Raw genomic sequence first — 18,502 nt, forward strand, 5'->3', positions numbered from 1 at the left:
AAATCAGAGATAAAGCGATAGAACATGGCATGAAAGCGGTTATTCCTAGAAGAAAAAATACCAAACAACCTAACCCAGAGTTTGACAGTTACCTTTATAAATTACGCCATCTAGTTGAAAATATGTTCGCTCGATTAAAGCATTTTCGCAGTATAGCAACACGCTATGAAAAGTTAGCATGCAATTTTAAATCTATGCTTTACCTAGCTTGTACTATTATTCACTGTAAGTTAAATTGAGGACACGCCCTAAATGGCTTTGAATTTTACTGCGTGATAAAGATTTGCCAAACATGCCATAATAGCGTTTTTGCAATGCCAACGCCTAGTTGAAGACAAAACGGCTACAACCAAAATGCTTTTCGATTAGCACCTGCTGTTCAAGATTCGGGTAAATGCGATATTTATAGGCTTTGAGCATGGCTTGTTAGTCAACTTGAATGTAGGTATAATTTAGCGTAAACCCTACTTAGTGTCAATCATGAATAATCATCTAAAATCACATTCCCACTGTGTTTACAAACTTATTTACCACTTAGTGTTGGTCACAAAGTATCGTAGAAAATGCTTTACTGGGGCTATGCTTGATAGGCTAAAAGAAATCATAACTGACCTTTGTCAAAAATGGGAGATTGAGCTATAGTCATAGCCAACCAAATGAGATACGAGGCAACCTACCTCAAGTACTACTAGAACGGGCTTAGTAAGGTTAACGCTGTAGCTCTTTAATTTGTCTACGACTATATTAGAGTTCAATGCAGAAGCCGATCATGTGCATTTACTAATTGAAATGCACCCCAATATCATGCCAAGTAAGTTTATCAATAATCTAAAAACGGTCACTAGCCGACTGATGAGAAAGGAATTTGCGAAGCATTTGGCAACGTTTTACTCGAAGCCTGTACTTTGGACTAGAGCATATTGTTTGCTGACTACTGGTGATGCTACGATTGATACCATTAGACAATATATCGAAAAACATGAACGCCCTGACTAGGTCTCCCCGTGCTTACATCTCCACCTAAATCAAAGATTATAGGTGGAGAATTACGCACGATAAGTTAAATACAGTCCTAATGACCACCTAACCGACAATATATATCAAACCTCTCTCAACTAACAAGGCAACTATCGATTCAAGCCTTGCAGCGTTAAAAAGACAGGTTGCCCTTGAGTTCTCTGATAAGGCTAAGCTTATTACTACTCACCTTGCATTGCCTGTTTCATAGCGTGAACTGCTTTTTCAAGTCCCATAAATACGCTATCTGCGATTAAGGCATGCCCGATATTAAGCTCATAAATTCCTGGGATGCTGGCAATAGGATAGACGTTATCCCGAGTAAGGCCATGACCAGCATTAACAATAAAAGTGTCTTGTACCGATAAGGCATAGGCTGTGGCATTTTGAATTCTTTGTAATTCGTGTGCAGTGGCGGCGCTGTCTTCTGCTAACGCTGCTTGTGAATACTGACCCGTATGTAGCTCTACAGCATCAGCCGCGCAGGCCATAGCCGCATCTATTTGCTTCGATTCAGGGTCAACAAATAAAGAAACCTGTATACCCGCCTCATGCAAGGCTGCTATATATTCTTTAAGATGATCTTGCTGAGAAGCGACATCTAAACCGCCTTCTGTGGTGAGCTCTTCCCGCTTCTCTGGCACTAAACACACCCATTCAGGTTTTACCTTGAGCGCAATATTAAGCATCTCTTCAGTGGTGGCCATCTCTAAGTTCATACGCGTCTTCAATAACGGCTTCATGCGATAAACGTCTTCATCTACAATGTGACGTCTGTCTTCTCGTAAGTGAAGGGTGATGCCATCTGCTCCCGCTTGCTCACAAAGTAGCGCTGCTTCAATAGGGTCTGGATAGTTAACCCCTCGGGCTTGACGTAAGGTAGCCACATGATCGATGTTAACGCCTAATAACGGGGAGTTTGAAGAGGACTGCACCATTTTATTCATAATAATTCACCCTAAAGAACTGATAAAAATAACTGATATCTCGATAAGCATTCATAACTGACTCCAATCCTAATATAAGGGCTTTATAAGAGTCGTGACCTCTCTATCATACCTTATTGATAACGATAAAACTGTTGCCATAGAATACGGCTCTGTAATGGCTGATAATCAAATAAGTGATCAATGAGTTGGCGATGAAGATGGGTCCAACTGTTAATAGTAGATTCACTAATTCCAGCCTGCATGGCAAGAATTGTATCCCCTTTTATGGGCGACTGCCGCATAAAAGCTGAGTGTCGGCGTTGGTCAAAGTTAGAGGATGAGGCCAAAGCTGCTGCAGATGAGGCGCTGGCTTGATCGCTGGAAACGCTCTGCTGCTCTGACTCATTGATTGAGGCCTTAACCCAGCCTCTATCTGGCGCAAAATAGTAAGATTGATCTTTCTCAATTAGCTGCTGCTCACTGTCTTGCTCAAGATCAATCGCGAAACCAAGCTCACTGAACAAAACTTGCTCATAACCGCGCAGCACAAGCTTTAGTTCCACCGGGCTTAATGACTGCTGGAGCTGAGTTATGGTATGAGCGTATTGCGCATAGACAATAGGCATACTGTCTTCGACTGGTAATAGCTTTAAAGTGATTTCATTGACATACAAAGCGGCATATTGCTGTTGTCCCATTAAGCTAGGGACTGCTTCGGCAATATTTACCTGTTGAAAGGTTTTTAAAGATTTTTTTCCCGTCGCAAACAGCATCAACGGTGCAAACTGTGGAATCCCTTTTTTACTAACCCCATGCAAGACTCCATGCTCTTTGGTAAATAAGTAATAGATACTTCTTTTTTCTTGATAGGGGCGCTGGTGCAAACTATACGCATGTAGGGGTTCATTACGCAACGTTTTTATCCATCCTCTAGTCCAAAGACAGCTCCGAAACTGGGCTCAGCGCCCTATTTTCTACTTTATAAGCTTAACTATCAATACCCTAAACTGGTTAAGGCACGGGCATCATCTGACCACCCTTGTTTCACTTTCACCCATAAGTTAAGCATAATCTTGCGCTCGAATAAGGCTTCCATATCTTCGCGCGCGGCGATACCTACTTGCTTAATACGACTGCCTTTATCGCCAATAATAATGGCTTTTTGACCATTACGCTCAACGAAAATAGTGGCATCAATAAAGGTCACTGCTTTACGCTTACGGCCTGTTTTAGGATCAATATGGGCTGGCTCATCTTTGAACTCATCGATCTGAACTGTTAAATCATAAGGAACCTCATCGCCAGATTGACGCATGATTTTCTCGCGAATAATTTCACTGGCTAAGAAGCGCTCGCTGCGATCTGTAATTTGCTCAGTATCATAGATGGGAGCGCCTTGAGGCAAGTGTGAGCGAATCACTTGTTGTAAACGTTCTAAGTTCTGATTTTTTAGGGCAGAAACCGGAACGATATCCGCAAAGTCAAAGTTCTCATGATAGGTTTCAATCAAAGGCAAGATTGACCCTTTATCCTTGATGGTGTCCGCCTTGTTGATGACCAATACCACAGGCGTATCGGTCTCACCAATTTTTTCAAGGGTTAATAAGTCGTCTTCACGCCACTGCTCGCCATCCACCACAAATAGTACCAAATCCACATCGACTAAAGCGGAGAAAGCAGCCTTGTTCATACGCTCGTTAATAAGGCGTACTTCATTGCTGTGAATACCAGGGGTATCAACAAATACCGCCTGCATCTCTTCATTGGATAAAATACCATGAATACGATGACGGGTGGTTTGCGGCTTACGTGAGGTAATAGATAGTTTTTGTCCTAACATGTGGTTCATTAGGGTTGATTTACCGACGTTGGGACGACCAACGATGGCCACATAGCCAGCTCGATAATCTTCAGGCAACGATTCATCTTCAAAGAAGCTGTCTAATAAAGCGTCAATAGCCTCATTCGATTCATTGTCTAAAGGTTGGTTTTCTTGTGGTGCGTTTGACATATGTCTGTTTATCCGATGTTATCTTCTGAAACTTCTTGAATTAAGAGGCTTAAGGTTTTAATTTAATAATACGATCACTAACGAGCTTATTTAGCTGATTAATCATCTTCTCTGCTGTTTTTTGTTCCGCAATACGGCGACTCTCACCCGACTCAACCACAGGGGTGGTTTGAGGCACTACAACCTCACAGCGTACAATAAAAATTTGATTAGGGGCATTGCCTTGGGTTTCTAATAATTCATAGTTAGGAAGGTCATACTTATGACCTTGTAGCCACTCTTGTAGTCGGCTTTTGGCGTCTTTTAAAACCCGCTGATCGTTCACATTATCTATCAGTTCAGCAAACCAACTTAGAACACAAGCTTTAACCACATCAACACTTTGACTATCTAAATAAATGGCCCCAATTAAAGACTCAACTGTATCTGCCAATATTGACGCTCGCTCACGACCCCCCCCTTTACGCTCCCCTATCCCCAAGATTAGATGGGAAGATAAGTTAAGCTTTTGTGCGACGATGACCAGTGATTCTTGACGAACCAAGGTGGCCCGCATGCGCGTTAGCCGACCTTCATCTTGATTGGGATATTGATAATATAATGCCTCACCAATAATCATCCCTAGCAAAGCATCCCCTAAAAACTCCAATCGCTCATAGTTAATTTTGCCATCATAAGAGCGGTGGGTTAAAGCCAACTTTGCCAAAGTGGTGTCTTTGAAACTATAACCCAAGGCTTTTTGCAAACTGGGCAAACCTTTTTCAAAGTTTGTATAGCGTTGTTTGGGGGGCTGCTTACTAGAAGAGGCTATCTCAGCAACTTCTGTTATCTTCTCGCTATCACCACTTTCTTTTTTAAAAACTTTTGGCATATTATTTCGGCATATTAAAAACTATTACTGCACTCAAGGGGGCGTCAGAAACAGCTAGGTATATTAATAAAAGGGATTAAATTAAGTACTCAAGTTTACGGCATTTTAATTAAGGTTAGGACTTGCTGCGGTGCTTCAAATCTATTTAAAACGAATAGAACTTTTAAAGCTGTGACACACCGCTTGCTACAATCATATTTAGTCAATGGCCCGGTTATGGCTAAAGGTTGGCAAGTTAGACAAACCCGGCTTTTTGTGCATCCACACATAAACCGCTTTACCTGCCAAGTTCTCATCAGGAACGTAGCCCCAATAGCGACCATCTTCACTGCGGTCTGAGTTATCACCCATTACGAAGTAATTACCTTCAGGAACTTTTACGCTCCAACTACCGTCATACTCTATCGGCTGCTGTAAAAAATCTGAGTATTCAGCACGCACTAAATCGGGAGATAAGTAACGGCGTAAGTAAGTATGCTCACCCAACTTTTCCTGGAAATATCGAGCACCACTTTCTTCACTTTGTGCCACCATGGCCGCGTTTTCAGGGGACAAATCCCACTCGCGGCTAGGATCACTACTTTTAACTGGCGTATACAGCTGATTGGTTAGCGCCTCATCTGCCGTGAATTCAACTTGCTCACTTGGCACTGGTTGCCCGTTTACCGAGAGCTGACCCTTATTAAAGCTAACCTCATCACCCGGTAAGCCAATGATACGCTTGATGTAATAAATCTTCGGGTTTTCTGGGTAACGGAATACCACCACATCGCCGTGTTGTGGCTCACCTACATTGATTACTTTATTATAAGTTAAGGGTAAGCGAATACCATAAGCGTATTTATTTACCGCCACAAAGTCGCCAGTGTACAGGGTGGGTACCATCGATGAAGAAGGGATATTAAACGGCTCAACAATGAACGAGCGCACTACCAACACGATTGCCAACACGGGAAAGTAATCATGAGCCCAGCGAATTAAAAAATGCTCTTTAGAGGACTGAGTAGACTTTTGAGAGATCGATTGATTGGCCAATCTTTTGGCCTCACGATATTCGCGCTCAGCCTGCTTAACCGGCATGGGAGCGTCAATCACGTTAATCGTCTCTAAATCCTGATCACTGTTCTCATGGAACATATTGTGCTCAGACAAGGTCTGAATATAAGCCGCTTTTTTATTCGCTAAATTATCTTGCGCTGCTTGAAGCTCTTTTGAGTTACTTGTTTTAGCCTTCTTGTGTTGCTTTAGCCAAAGCTTATCAAGCAGCCATATCACCCCAAGAATCAAGGTTACTGGCACTAAAATTAAATTAAAATCAAAGTCCATACTGCTGCCTTAACCGCTTTGTTATTATGCCAAGCTTACTAAAAAGCTAATCACTTAAAGTCTTGGCCTATTGTTTTTATTTAAATTATAGAGTTTGAATTATAGGGCTTAGAGGCTAAGCCCTTAAAATCGATTCTGCCAGGATAAGCTTATTGGTTATCCACTTGTAACACAGCTAAGAAGGCTTCTTGTGGAATCTCCACACTACCCACTTGCTTCATACGTTTTTTACCTTCTTTTTGCTTCGACAGTAGTTTCTTCTTACGAGAAACGTCACCACCGTAACACTTAGCAAGAACGTCTTTACGCATCGCTTTAACCGTACTACGCGCAATAATCTGACTGCCAATCGCCGCCTGAATCGCCACATCAAACATCTGTCTTGGAATCAGCTCTTTCATCTTCTCTACCAGCTGATTACCGCGATAACGGGCTTGCTCTTGGTGACAAATCATGGCTAGAGCATCTACTTTATCGCCGTTGATTAACACGTCTACTTTAACCAGTTTGTCCACTTCATAGCGGTCAAACTCATAGTCTAATGAGGCAAACCCACGTGACACTGATTTTAAACGGTCAAAGAAGTCCATTACCACTTCACCAAGCGGAATATCAAAAACCAGTTGCACTTGTTTACCCATAAAGCGCATGTCCACTTGAACCCCGCGGCGCTCCATACATAAGGTCATCACGTTACCTAGATAGTCTTGTGGTACAAGAATCTGACAACGCGCAATGGGCTCTCGGAACTCTTCCACGAAACCAGGATCTGGTAGCTTAGAAGGGTTATCCACCAGCATAACCTCACCGTTTTTCTTTTTAATCTCATAGATTACAGACGGGGCTGTGGTAATCAGATCAAGGTTGTATTCACGCTCTAAACGCTCTTGAATAATCTCCATGTGCAACATACCAAGGAAACCACAACGGAAACCAAAGCCTAGAGCATCTGAAGTATCTGGCTCAAAAAATAAAGCTGAGTCATTAATCTGCAGTTTTTGTAGCGCTTCACGGAACTTCTCAAAGTCGCCTGAATCTACTGGGAATAAACCGGCATAAACCTGTGGCGTGATTTGTTTAAATCCTGGAATAAGTTCAACGTCTGGAGTCTTAGCGTGAGTAATGGTATCCCCCACTGGCGCCCCATGGATGTCTTTAATACCTGCAATAACAAAGCCCACCTCCCCTGCCTCTAACTTACCTGTCTCTAAAGGCTTAGGGGTAAAGACACCAATGGAGGTCACTAAATGAGACTCCATGGTCGACTTAATTAAAATTTTATCCCCACTTTTGATACTACCTTGGCGCACACGCACCAAAGAGACCACACCTAAGTAGTTGTCAAACCAAGAGTCAATAATCAACGCCTGTAATGGCGCCTCTCGGTCTCCCGTTGGGGCAGGAATACGCTCTACTAAAGCTTCTAACAGCTCATCAACGCCTAGGCCTGATTTGGCAGAAACGCGGGGAGCATCCATTGCTTCAATACCAATAATATCTTCAATCTCTTGAATCACCCGCTCAGGCTCAACTTGCGGTAAGTCAATTTTGTTCAGTACCGGCAATACTTCAAGACCTAAGTCCACAGCGGTATAGCAGTTTGCCACCGACTGAGCTTCGACACCTTGAGCAGCATCCACAACCAGCAGAGCCCCTTCACATGCGGCCAATGAGCGCGAAACCTCATAAGAGAAGTCTACGTGGCCTGGGGTATCAATGAAATTAAGCTGATAACGCTCGCCATTAGGGTGATCATAATACAAGGTCACTGACTGCGCTTTAATAGTAATACCACGCTCACGCTCAATATCCATTGAGTCTAAGACTTGGGCCTGCATTTCACGATCCTGCAGCGCACCACAAGTCTGAATAAAGCGATCAGCCAAGGTTGATTTACCATGGTCAATATGGGCGATGATTGAGAAATTTCGAATATTTGATAATGCGGTCACGTCTTGCGGCTACCTAGTTGTTGAGTTCATTAATGGAAAATGAAGTAAAAAATATATTAAGGTCATCTATTCTATCAGCTTTAAGTTAGCTTGTAAGTGATAGAAATGCAATGCTGATTGACACAGGTCAAAACTGAGTTTTTGAGCGTTATTGTCAGCGTAAATCTCATTTAACTTTTAAACTATTAACCAAACCATTGGCCAAACCGTTAGCAGCTAACTAAATCATTAAATTGAGGATACCAACAAAACGAAGAGACATAAAAAAAGCCAACTACTTAGCTTAATAGGGCAAAGTAATCGGCTATTTTAGGCGCTAATGGCCAAATATATGGTGGCGATGAAGAGACTTGAACTCTTGACCTCACGATTATGAGTCGTGCGCTCTAACCAGCTGAGCTACATCGCCATTTGAGGGCGGTATTATCCCTAAAACATTATAAGCCGTCAACCCCTAAATGCAAAAAAATTGAAAATATTTTAAAGTTTAGGGGAAATCTCTGCTATTTCATTAGCAAGTGGCTATTATATACGCTTTTTTGTAGTAAGCATAAAAGATTTTTGGTAAACCGATAAGCCGGGTTCTGTCGTGAACGATCATTCATCTAGGCGTATCGTTGCCAATACGCTCGAGCAACCTACCCGTGTCCCCTGCAGGCGACAAGTAATGGACACCTATTTGGTCTTGCTACGCGTGGAGTTTACCTTGCCATGAACTGTTGCCAGCCATGCGGTGCGCTCTTACCGCACCCTTTCACCCTTACCTCACACTTTACAGCTAGGCTGTAGAGCTTAATTGAGGCGGTCTCCTCTCTGCTGCACTTGTCGTCGGGTTACCCCGCCCAGCCGTTAGCTGGCACGCTGCCTTATGTAGCCCGGACTTTCCTCCCTTCTGCAAAAGCAAAACGGCGATCGTCTGGTTTACCAAGTCGCACATTATAACAGACCAAAAAAAATATGATAGAAGAAGTTGCCAACTATTTGAAAAATCACAACAGCCTAATACCAAAAAAACAGCAACGACTTACTGTCATTGCTGTTTTTTTATACTTTAGCTGTCTCTAAGACAGCTATGTCTAAAGCTTTAAACTAAGCTTTACATCAGAACCTTATCTGCGCTCACATTTAACCGCATATTCAGTGCCATCTGCCCAAGTTAGGCTCATGATACCTAGGTCAGCTTTGGTATGCCAATCATAAGTAACGTTTTGACTAGCGTTATTCACATAGCGTGATCCAGAACCTGCAGTTGCAATGTCCATAACTACGGTCTGGTTATTCCAATTGGCTTTAGGTAAGCTTGCGTTGATTGTCGCTTGCTCGCCATCAATTGAGTATTTAGCTTGTATAGTAGCATTGTCTTCACAAACAAACTGCTCTGGCGCCATACGGTCATAAGCTTTATTAGTAGTTGAGCCTGGTGCAGTGGTTGTTGGGCTAGTGGCACAAGCGGCCATAACTAAGCTTAGAGGTAATAAAGTTAGTAGCTTTTTCATAAAGAGACTCCAGAAATTATTTTAATTAAAACGATAAATTTTAATTAGACGGATAAGAAAAAGAGGAATTAATATCAATGTGTTGTATAAAAATTGCCCCAAAGTAAGTAATTAAATAATTAGTCTGGCTCTATTATAATTGACCTCACATCGCTGTCTGTTACCTCTTGTCACGTCTATTAGTATTCTCTTCATGGTTTTGAGTAATTTTTGTAACAGTCACATCACTCATTTTAGAGCTATCTCTTTTTTAAGGGCTACCTATTGAACAGAGAATAGGTGATAACTGTAACTGCCTTACTGCTGCTAATAGCCATATTTTATTTGTAACTGCTCAAGAGCTTGCTCTATATTCTTAATACGCTCACTGACTTTACTGGCTTTGGCTGGTAACTGAATCAAATAACTGCGCGCCTCTTTTTCGCTGGTGAAGTTTAAATTATCCCCACTACGCAGCTTATCAAAATCATCTTGGTATTTTTTTAGACGCTCTTGCTCGATACCTAGCTGCTTATTCAACGAGTAGTACTGACGACCATTGGCATTAATACGCTCTAGCTTAGCGGTAACATTGGCGGGACACACCGGACTCATTTGCGACCCTCTGCGGCCAATTTGATAAGCATTAGTTTCATTACAATACTGCTTCAGGCCTTCCTTACGACCTTGCTCCCAAGCCTTATAATCTGCGGCTACCCCTACCTTGGCACAAGCTTTATTGTGATTATTTAAATAATCAGCTGTCCTGCCTGCCGCGCCATCAGCAAAGCCAATGGCTTGCCAATTGCCCGTCATACATTCCTGTTTGGATAAGGTGGCACACCCCGTTAATCCAAAAAATGCGGCAGCCACTATTAACAAAGTAGAACTTATTTTCACAATGACACTGCTCCCTTTGTGAATCCGGCCAGAAGAACGGGGATTTCCCTCTCTTCTGGCCGGTAGAGTTAATCTAGGTTATTAGCCATTAACGTTTATTTTTACGGCTTAACTCTTACTAGCTTTTGGTTAAGTCTATAGCAGTGATACCCGTGGATGCCTCCTCTTTTAAAGTATATTTCAGCACTGTATACCCTACGACACCAGATATAATAGAGCCCAAAATAATACCCAAACGCGGATCAAACCCTTCGGTTACCCCACCAAAGGCTAGGCCACTAATGAATAAGCTCATCGTGAAGCCCACCCCACAAAGTAGAGACACCCCATAGATCTGTTTAAAGTTAGTACCACTGGGCAATGACGCCATACCTGCCTTAATAATGCCCCAAGTCATTAGCATAATACCCACCTGCTTACCGATAAATAAGCCGGCGGCAATACCAAAGGGTACCGAGTGAAATAACTGGGCAAATCCTGCACCTTGTAATGAGATACCAGCATTGGCAAAAGCAAATAGCGGTAAAATCGCAAAAGCTACCGTGCCATGTAAGTCATGCTCTAAATCTTCAAGGGGCGAGTGCTCAGGGTCATCTGTGTTCACCATAGGAATGAATAACGCCAATAATACGCCTGCCAAAGTGGCATGAACGCCAGATTTAAGCACTGCAATCCACATAATTATTCCAAAGAATAAATAAGGAGTAATTGCCGTGACATTGCGCTTATTAAGCAAATATAGAAAGGGCAAACATATCCCGGCTACTGCTAACGACAGTAAAGATAAATCACTGGTATAGAAGAGAGCAATGATTAAAATGGCCCCAATATCATCAAAAATAGCGATGGATACCAAGAATATTTTTAGTGAGTTGGGAACTCGACTGCCCAATAAGCTTAAAATACCAATAGCAAATGCAATGTCAGTGGCGGCAGGGATGGCCCAGCCTGCTAAATAATCGGGGTTATTGTGGTTAAACGCCACATACACCAAGGCGGGTACGATCATACCGCCGATCGCCGCTGCCGCCGGCAATATAATTTGCTTAATATTTGACAGCTCGCCAATTAATACTTCCCGTTTTAGCTCTAGGCCCACTAAAAAGAAGAATACCGCCATCAGCCCATCATTAATCCAATGATGAGCGTCTTTATCAATAATAAGGTTTCCAACCTGCACCACCACTGGGGCATGAATAAAAGACTCATACCAGTGGTTGAGAGGCGAGTTAGCGACAATCATCGCTGCAATGGCAGCGATGGCCAATACAATGCCCCCTGCCGCCTCATACTCAAAGAATTTTTTTAGTTTTTGAAACACCATGCTTCCTCACTGTCCTGCTAATGGGCCAAGCTATAACCCACCAAACTATTTAATTTATTAATTTGTCTTTATACATTTCACATTTATGGTAGCAGAAAAGTGTGCTATATCGAGATAAAATTTAAAATCTAAAAACAGCCACTCTTTACCCCTATTTTCCTTATTTAATAAAGCGCTGGGTTTCATTAATACCTGAAATTGCTGCCACTAAATCAGTAATCCAACACTCGCTCACTTTGACTGCGTGCTATAATTCTCGATTTTCTTTAACATAGCGCAACGGTCGTTTTCATCCCTTCTACTCATCCTTTATTTTTAGATTTAGCTAAGCCCTCTATGCCCTTAGCCTAGTTTTTGGACATCACCTATGGATTTTTCTTTAACCCTTGAAGTTATTTTGATGTTAACCGCAGTGGCAGCTGTCGCCGGCTTTATTGATGCCATTGCTGGTGGGGGCGGACTGCTGACCATTCCAGCTATGTTACTGGCCAACATCCCGCCCGTTTTAACTCTAGGCACCAATAAACTACAGGCGGCTTCTGGCGCCTTAACCGCTTCTATCACTATGATAAAAAAAGGGGTGGTCTCCCCCTCAAAGATGAAATTGGCCATTGCGGGTGCTTTTATAGGATCCGTGCTCGGCACCATCGCCGTACAGATGTCCCCCCCTGACATGCTAGAAAAGCTTATTCCTTTTTTAATTGCGGCTATTGGTATCTATACCTTATTTGCGCCAAGTTTGGGCGAAGTAGAAGCGGAGCCTAGGGTATCAGAGTCTACTTGGCAACGAGTGGTCGCCCCTTTGATTGGCTTTTATGATGGCTATGTCGGCCCAGGCACCGGTATGTTTTTTGCTCTAGGCAATGTGGCATTACGTGGCAGACAAATTATTGCTGCCACTGGGGCGGCCAAAGTATTAAATCTATCTACCAACATAGCCTCCCTTATCTTCTTTATTATTGGTGGCAATGTGCTGTGGAAAGTAGGCCTAGCGATGATGGTCGGGCAAACCATAGGCGCTTATGCAGGCTCACATATGGTGGTAAAAGGCGGGAGCAAAATTATCCGCCCGGTGATTGTTCTGGTTTGTTTGGCCATGGTTACCAAATATATGATGGGCTAAATAGCCAGTTATCACTATTTTGGCTGCTAAGATAAGTCCCTTTGACACATATTGCATAACAGGCATTAGATAACGAAGATAAAAAAAGCCCCAATAAATATTGGGGCTTTTTACGTATCATGGCTTTACAAGATGACTTTATAGGAAATAACGCTTGACTAACAAATCCTAGCGCTTATTCAAATCATCATATTCACTACCCATAATACCATCACTCATTACATGAGCAAATTCTTGCTCACTTTCTGGATCAATGTAACCATTAAACACATCTTTGGTGCCCGCTTCTGGATCATTATAAACATTTAGATCCATTTTGCCTTCTGATTTTGCCACGATAGCAGTCACTGCCGCATCACCGCCGACGTTCACTGCGGTACGTAGCATATCAAGCAAACGGTCAACACCTAAGATCAGACCAATACCTTCGATAGGTAACCCCACTTGAGCAAACACCATTGACAGCATAATCAGGCCCACACCCGGTACCCCTGCGGTACCTACAGATGCCAATACTGACATTAGGATAACCATTAGGTACTGGCCTGCACTTAAATCTATACCGTATAAGTTGGCGATAAAGATAGTGGCTGTACCTTGCATAATGGCGGTACCATCCATATTGATGGTTGCACCAAAAGGAATGGTGAATGACGCTACCGAGTTATCAACACCCATACGCTTAGTTACAGTGCGTAAGCTAACTGGAATAGTGGCGTTCGAGCTTGAAGTACTAAAAGCAAAAATCTGTACTTCACGCATTTTGGCTAAGAAGGTTCTTACCGATAGTCCTGAAGTAAACTTTAGGATAATCATCATGGTCACAAAGAAGTGGAAAGCCAAAGAGCCTACCAACACAGCCACATAACCAAATAAGGACACCATCAAGTCTAAGCCTAAATCTGACATAGCCTGGACTAACAGCGCAAACACGCCGTATGGGGCTAAATTCATAATGATGGTTACCATTTTTAAGATAACTTCATTAATCAGCTCTAAACTTTGCACCAAACCTTTAGCGGGCCTACCTACCATCAAAATACTAATACCAATTAAAATGGCAAAGAAAATGATAGACAGCATATCGCCATTGGCCATGGCACTAATCGGGTTAGACGGAATGATATTTGAGAAAACGTCAATTAAAGGCGGTGCATCTTTGGCTTCAAAAGCGTTCTCAGGCTTAAGGTTCATTCCTTTACCAATGCCAAATATTGAGCCAAGACCAATGGCAGTGGCAATAGCAATGGCCGTAGTGACCATATAGATAAAGAAGGTCTTAGTACCAATACGACCTAGCAATCGGATGTCACCAATACCACAAACCCCACAAATAAGTGAGATTAGCACCAAAGGCACAACCAACATTTTTAGCGAGTTAACAAACAGCTTACCAATGATACTAAATAAGCCATTTACTAAATAATTGTTAACGAAACCACCCTCAGCGTTTAAGCCGGTATAGTTAAAAATTAGTCCTAGAATGATACCTAGTACCATTGCGACCAGAATCTTACTGGTCAAACCCATATTTTTCCACATAGCTTTATCCTCAATGCATAACCCTATAGGCAAGTGCCTTAATTTGTGAGCACACTTGCTATCTCAGAATACTGGTTTAAAAGGGAGATGCTGAATTTATTCATTAGCACAGTAGCGGGGATAGAAAAAACGTCGTTTATGGCTTAATAGCCCTGTTGTTTTTTCACTCTGCTATAGACAATTTCACTATGACTAACTGCTTTATTGATTTTTATGTTTCTCGTTATCTAAAGTTGATAACAGAAGTAATTGTCATAAAAAATAAGGCAGTTATCCATCTTCCTTGTGAGTTTTGAGTCACAGTCATTAAATACATTAACGTTCATTAAGAGGTTATTAGCGGTTTCAATAAATGAATATCCCGGCCAATGCTTCTCAACTAATAGTTACTCTAATGTAAATCTATGTGACTCCTTGGTATGGCATTCAATATAAAGTAAAAGTTACCTCTATCGCAAGTTATTTTTATGATACCTATTCTCATGAGTTATTACTCGTACAAAAACCGCCTACCTTTTTTAGTCGATCTCTACTTATATCAACCTTCACTCCACCTCACCAAAAAGCCGATTCCCCACTCTTTAACCTCGATAATCTAGGACTTAATGAAGCAGATGAATATCATCTAGATAATGGGGTAGAATAGAGACTAAAGCCATCCAATAAAATGATCTAAAACTATGCTTGAGCTTCGTCATCTACAAACCCTTTCTGCCTTACGTGCCCATGGTTCACTTGCCGCTGCTGCAGATGAGCTCCATGTCACCGCCTCTGCTGTCTCGCATCAATTAAAAGAGCTAGAGAATTATTATGGTGTGAAACTGGTGAATCGTCGATCGCGGCCGTTGACTTTTACCCCCGCGGGTAATGTGGTGCTAAAACTGGCTGACAATATTTTGCCTCAAGTCGTTAGAACTAAAAACAACCTAAAAAGACTGGCTCATGGCCAAGCCGGTCGTCTTCGTTTGGCTTCTGAATGTCACAGTTGTTTTGATTGGCTCATGCCTATTTTGAATCAGTTCCGACGCGAATGGTCAGATGTGGAGCTTGATTTTGCCACAGGCTTTGAGCCGGAGCCGCATCACCTGTTAATGGAAGGGGACATTGATTTATTAATCACTACCAGTGACTTAGAGTTAGAGGGCATCTGTTACCAACCCCTATTTACCTATGAAAGCCGCTTGGTATTATCCCCTACCCATCCGCTAGCCAGCAAACAAAGCATTGCTCCTAGTGATCTTGTGGATCAAACCTTGATTGCTTATCCGGTAGAAGCCAAACGACTGGATGTGATTGCCAAATTCATGGCGCCCGCTGAAGTCAGCTTTGCCAAAATACGCACTACAGAATTGACCGCTATGTTAATTCAATTGGTCGCCAGTGAGCGAGGCGTGGCTGCTTTACCTGACTGGGTAGCCGCAGAATATGAGAAAAAAGGATGGATTGTGACACGGCCTCTTATTTCTCCGAACAGCTTGAATAAAGACTTACCCTCGTCTATACAAAATCAAAATAGACATGGGGTGTTTTGTCAGTTATTTGCCGCCACTCGCGAAAAAAGTCAAGAAGTCGCTTATATGCAAGGCTTTGCTAAGCTATTGGATGAGCTGGTAAAGCCCTAGCAAAGAACTTAGCTAAAAAACTTAACTACAGTCAGAAAGGATGACTTAAAATAAGAAAAGATAAGAAAGAAAAAAATAAAGTTAGGCGGGTTTTAACCAAGCTATCAAAGAGTTAGATAAGCTGAGGCGAGATGACCAGACAGACAGGCTGAGATGGGGATAATAAGTTTACAACGAGTTTAAGATAGCATCAGTCGAGTGACATAATACCCTAAGGCAGTGGCTGTCAAAGTCAGTAGCACGTGTAGCCCTATTAAGCCTAAACCCGCCACAACCTTTCCCTCATGCAATAAGCCAAACACCTCACTGCTAAAGGTACTAAAAGTAGTCAGTCCACCCAAAAAACCGGTAATCACAAACAGCTTAACGTTAGGATGCCAATTCTGTCCTACTTTTACGAAGACTACCATGGCCATACCGATTAACAGGCCACCCAGGATATTCGCCCCCAAGGTACCCAAAGGAATCCAAGCGTGCAGCGGATTGAGCTTAGCCAACCATGCCCGTAAGCACGCCCCTATTGCAGCTCCGATACCTATTGCTAACCACTGCATGTACTGTCCTTATTTACCCTTTTATTATTGCCAAGCTAACACTCATTAAACTAAGTCAAAGCCGGCAAATCACTGATGGTCCATCTGGGCACACAACTGACTGCCAAATCATCACTCTGACCGGCTCGTAGGCGCTGATATCCGGCGTAAGCAATCATTGCCCCATTATCCGTACACAGCTCTAACGGAGCATAATGAACCGTGGCCTGATTTTTTGCCAACTCTTGTTCTAAAGTTTGACGCAGATGTAAATTGGCACTCACCCCGCCGGCGATAACCAATTGCTTCATGCCAGTCTGTTTTAAGGCTTTAACACACTTTTTAACCAAGGTATCTACAACAGCGTGCTGGAAACTGGCCGCAATATCGTCTCTGACTTGCTCATCTGTATCTGATCCTGGGGTGTCTTTAATTAGATTATGTACCGCCGTTTTCATACCACTAAAAGAGAAGTCCAATCCTCGGTGTAACATGGGCCGGGGCAACTCATACTTTGATGGGTCACCATTTTCGGCCAAGCGCGCCACATTCGGACCCCCTGGGTAAGGCAAGCCTAGCATTTTAGCCGCTTTATCAAAGCACTCACCCGCCGCATCATCAATGCTCTCACCTAGAATCTCATACTCGCCTATACCATGGGCAGCTACTAATAGCGTATGACCCCCTGATACCAACAGAGAGACAAAAGGAAATTTGGGCGGATTAGGCCCCAATAAAGGGGACAGCAAATGCCCCTCCATATGGTGAATCCCAATGGCTGGCACGTCCAATCCATAAGCCAAGCTACGACCAAAAAGTGCTCCGGTCATTAAGGCACCGATAAGACCTGGTCCTTTGGTAAAGGCAACAGCATCAATATCCTCTTTGCTGATATTGCACTGGGTCAACAACTCATCAAGTAGCGGTACCAATTTTCGAATGTGGTCGCGACTGGCAAGCTCAGGCACCACACCCCCATAAGTGGCATGCAGTTCAATCTGAGAATACAGAACTTGGCCTAGCAAACCACTTTTACCTGCTGCAAGAAGCTCGCTATCAAAGATGGCCAACCCTGTTTCATCACATGATGTTTCTAAACCTAAAACTTTCAAGTCGCACCTACTGTTTGATAATTGAAGTAAAGACAATCATGACAAAAAAATACCGCCACGATGTCTACACAGTGGCGGTATTTTAGCAGAATATCAAGGGCATTTTTAGCTTTCGCTAGCCTGTTCAACCATATAATCTACTGCAGCATGTACCTGCTCTACAGTTACCCCGTTAATAGCTTGAGGTGGCATGGCCTTGAAACCTTCTGCTGAGTGCTTATACAAAGTCTCTTTACCTTTAGCAATACGAGGCGCCCAGTCTGTGGTATTGCCAAACTTCGGTGCACTTAACAGCCCTTTTTCGTGACATTGCTTACAGTGCGATTCATACAACTCCGCCCCTGCTTCTGCTGATAAAGGGGCAGCAGCAGCTGCGTCAGTGCTGGCTTCAACTTCTGTAGCAGCCTCAGCTTCTGGCTCTGCCGCTTCTTCTGGCTCTACCACTTCAGCGGCCGGTTCTGTAGCCACACTTTCACTGGCAGCAGGCTCAGCTACTGTCTCAGACTCTGAGCCATCACTACAACCGACTGCCATGCCTAAAGTTAGGATACCTGCTAAAAGCAGTCCTGCTTTACTAAAAGGTGCCAATCCGTTTTTACCGCCTTGTTGTTTATTTATATTTAGCATGAGAATCCTCATATTAGCTTTTGAAATTTTAAGTTGACCTCCTCCCCTCGCTAAACCGAGGGGATTCCTACAGCTAGACGGTCAAGCCCGACCGCAAGGATGTTCTTAGCAGCATTGATATCTCTATCATGCCATGTG

17 protein-coding genes, 1 tRNA gene, 1 other RNA gene and 2 pseudogenes are annotated in these 18,502 nt (G+C 42.9%); 4 read left to right on the forward strand and 17 right to left on the reverse strand.

Annotation, left to right across the window (positions count from 1 at the left end; genetic code table 11):
* Positions 1-239: transposase (locus A1019T_RS06235; RefSeq protein WP_143514092.1), on the forward strand; the 239-nt coding region annotated here is incomplete at its 5' end.
* An 85-nt stretch (positions 240-324) separates the two neighbouring features.
* On the opposite strand, the gene A1019T_RS06240 is transcribed toward A1019T_RS06235, so the two are convergent.
* Entirely contained in the window at positions 325-420 is a 96-nt protein-coding gene (locus A1019T_RS06240; protein ID WP_244156556.1) for a helix-turn-helix domain-containing protein, read from the reverse strand.
* 60 nt (positions 421-480) lie between these two features.
* Between A1019T_RS06240 and tnpA the strand changes: the two are divergent.
* Positions 481-996, forward strand: a pseudogene (gene tnpA / locus A1019T_RS13635) (IS200/IS605 family transposase).
* Positions 997-1,199: 203 nt separating this feature from the next.
* On the opposite strand, the gene pdxJ reads toward tnpA, so the two are convergent.
* The 11 genes from pdxJ to nhaA form a co-directional block, all read right to left on the reverse strand.
* Positions 1,200-1,964 carry a pyridoxine 5'-phosphate synthase gene (pdxJ, locus tag A1019T_RS06255; protein WP_077450890.1) on the reverse strand — a complete coding sequence of 255 codons (765 nt, stop codon included), beginning with the start codon at positions 1,962-1,964 and terminating at the stop codon, positions 1,200-1,202.
* A gap of 113 nt (positions 1,965-2,077) precedes the next feature.
* Complete coding sequence (gene recO / locus A1019T_RS06260) at positions 2,078-2,860, reverse strand: DNA repair protein RecO (RefSeq protein ID WP_077450891.1); 783 nt, start codon at positions 2,858-2,860, stop codon at positions 2,078-2,080.
* A gap of 80 nt (positions 2,861-2,940) precedes the next feature.
* Positions 2,941-3,957 carry a GTPase Era gene (gene era, locus A1019T_RS06265; RefSeq protein WP_077450892.1) on the reverse strand — a complete coding sequence of 339 codons (1,017 nt, stop codon included), beginning with the start codon at positions 3,955-3,957 and terminating at the stop codon, positions 2,941-2,943.
* 49 nt (positions 3,958-4,006) lie between these two features.
* A complete protein-coding gene (gene rnc / locus A1019T_RS06270; protein WP_095532573.1) occupies positions 4,007-4,828 on the reverse strand; it encodes a ribonuclease III in 822 nt (273 codons plus the stop codon).
* Between the two features lie 198 nt (positions 4,829-5,026).
* On the reverse strand, positions 5,027-6,154 hold the full coding sequence (lepB, locus tag A1019T_RS06275; protein WP_208608044.1) for a signal peptidase I: 1,128 nt from the start codon (positions 6,152-6,154) through the stop codon (positions 5,027-5,029).
* 149 nt (positions 6,155-6,303) lie between these two features.
* Positions 6,304-8,106, reverse strand: a complete 1,803-nt coding sequence (lepA, locus tag A1019T_RS06285) for a translation elongation factor 4 (protein ID WP_077450893.1) — start codon at positions 8,104-8,106, stop codon at positions 6,304-6,306.
* 332 nt (positions 8,107-8,438) lie between these two features.
* A tRNA-Met gene (locus tag A1019T_RS06290) sits at positions 8,439-8,515 on the reverse strand.
* A 148-nt stretch (positions 8,516-8,663) separates the two neighbouring features.
* Positions 8,664-9,034, reverse strand: an RNA gene (gene rnpB / locus A1019T_RS06295) — RNase P RNA component class A.
* Between the two features lie 181 nt (positions 9,035-9,215).
* Positions 9,216-9,602, reverse strand: coding sequence for an MliC family protein (locus A1019T_RS06300; RefSeq protein ID WP_077450894.1), 387 nt, complete (start codon positions 9,600-9,602; stop codon positions 9,216-9,218).
* 306 nt (positions 9,603-9,908) lie between these two features.
* Entirely contained in the window at positions 9,909-10,481 is a 573-nt protein-coding gene (locus A1019T_RS06305; protein ID WP_244156557.1) for a DUF2799 domain-containing protein, read from the reverse strand.
* Positions 10,482-10,599: 118 nt separating this feature from the next.
* A complete protein-coding gene (nhaA, locus tag A1019T_RS06310; protein WP_077450896.1) occupies positions 10,600-11,805 on the reverse strand; it encodes a Na+/H+ antiporter NhaA in 1,206 nt (401 codons plus the stop codon).
* A gap of 367 nt (positions 11,806-12,172) precedes the next feature.
* Between nhaA and A1019T_RS06315 the strand changes: the two genes are divergently transcribed.
* Positions 12,173-12,928 (forward strand): TSUP family transporter, encoded by a 756-nt coding sequence (locus A1019T_RS06315; RefSeq protein WP_077450897.1) that lies wholly within the window; start codon positions 12,173-12,175, stop codon positions 12,926-12,928.
* Between the two features lie 168 nt (positions 12,929-13,096).
* Here A1019T_RS06315 and A1019T_RS06320 read toward each other — a convergent pair whose 3' ends face one another.
* Positions 13,097-14,470: a dicarboxylate/amino acid:cation symporter gene (locus tag A1019T_RS06320; protein WP_077450898.1), complete on the reverse strand. Its 1,374-nt coding sequence runs from the start codon at positions 14,468-14,470 to the stop codon at positions 13,097-13,099.
* Between the two features lie 680 nt (positions 14,471-15,150).
* On the opposite strand from A1019T_RS06320, the gene A1019T_RS06325 reads away from it, so the two are divergent.
* Positions 15,151-16,092, forward strand: a complete 942-nt coding sequence (locus A1019T_RS06325) for a LysR family transcriptional regulator (RefSeq protein WP_077450899.1) — start codon at positions 15,151-15,153, stop codon at positions 16,090-16,092.
* A gap of 179 nt (positions 16,093-16,271) precedes the next feature.
* Here the strand turns inward: A1019T_RS06325 and crcB are convergent, their stop codons facing one another.
* The 4 genes and pseudogenes from crcB to A1019T_RS13645 form a co-directional block, all read right to left on the reverse strand.
* Positions 16,272-16,646: a fluoride efflux transporter CrcB gene (gene crcB, locus A1019T_RS06330; RefSeq protein ID WP_077450900.1), complete on the reverse strand. Its 375-nt coding sequence runs from the start codon at positions 16,644-16,646 to the stop codon at positions 16,272-16,274.
* Positions 16,647-16,696: 50 nt separating this feature from the next.
* Positions 16,697-17,737, reverse strand: coding sequence for a tRNA (adenosine(37)-N6)-threonylcarbamoyltransferase complex transferase subunit TsaD (gene tsaD / locus A1019T_RS06335; RefSeq protein WP_077450901.1), 1,041 nt, complete (start codon positions 17,735-17,737; stop codon positions 16,697-16,699).
* A 105-nt stretch (positions 17,738-17,842) separates the two neighbouring features.
* Positions 17,843-18,364 (reverse strand): c-type cytochrome, encoded by a 522-nt coding sequence (locus tag A1019T_RS06340; RefSeq protein ID WP_077450902.1) that lies wholly within the window; start codon positions 18,362-18,364, stop codon positions 17,843-17,845.
* Positions 18,365-18,414: 50 nt separating this feature from the next.
* Positions 18,415-18,502 (reverse strand): annotated as a pseudogene (locus A1019T_RS13645) (RNA-guided endonuclease TnpB family protein); the annotation flags it as partial.

Source organism: Psychrobacter piechaudii (assembly GCF_900162825.1).
GTDB lineage: Bacteria > Pseudomonadota > Gammaproteobacteria > Pseudomonadales > Moraxellaceae > Psychrobacter > Psychrobacter piechaudii.

Bases quoted from the DNA above. Each gene is read 5' to 3' on its own strand.
- A1019T_RS06315 (WP_077450897.1), top strand. From the start codon at position 12,173: ATGGATTTTTCTTTAACCCTTGAAGTTATTTTGATGTTAACCGCAGTG.
- era (WP_077450892.1), bottom strand. From the start codon at position 3,957: ATGTCAAACGCACCACAAGAAAACCAACCTTTAGACAATGAATCGAAT.
- A1019T_RS06320 (WP_077450898.1), bottom strand. From the start codon at position 14,470: ATGTGGAAAAATATGGGTTTGACCAGTAAGATTCTGGTCGCAATGGTA.
- crcB (WP_077450900.1), bottom strand. From the start codon at position 16,646: ATGCAGTGGTTAGCAATAGGTATCGGAGCTGCAATAGGGGCGTGCTTA.
- nhaA (WP_077450896.1), bottom strand. From the start codon at position 11,805: ATGGTGTTTCAAAAACTAAAAAAATTCTTTGAGTATGAGGCGGCAGGG.
- A1019T_RS06340 (WP_077450902.1), bottom strand. From the start codon at position 18,364: ATGCTAAATATAAATAAACAACAAGGCGGTAAAAACGGATTGGCACCT.
- A1019T_RS06325 (WP_077450899.1), top strand. From the start codon at position 15,151: ATGCTTGAGCTTCGTCATCTACAAACCCTTTCTGCCTTACGTGCCCAT.
- A1019T_RS06240 (WP_244156556.1), bottom strand. From the start codon at position 420: ATGCTCAAAGCCTATAAATATCGCATTTACCCGAATCTTGAACAGCAG.
- pdxJ (WP_077450890.1), bottom strand. From the start codon at position 1,964: ATGAATAAAATGGTGCAGTCCTCTTCAAACTCCCCGTTATTAGGCGTT.
- A1019T_RS06300 (WP_077450894.1), bottom strand. From the start codon at position 9,602: ATGAAAAAGCTACTAACTTTATTACCTCTAAGCTTAGTTATGGCCGCT.
- rnc (WP_095532573.1), bottom strand. From the start codon at position 4,828: ATGCCAAAAGTTTTTAAAAAAGAAAGTGGTGATAGCGAGAAGATAACA.
- lepB (WP_208608044.1), bottom strand. From the start codon at position 6,154: ATGGACTTTGATTTTAATTTAATTTTAGTGCCAGTAACCTTGATTCTT.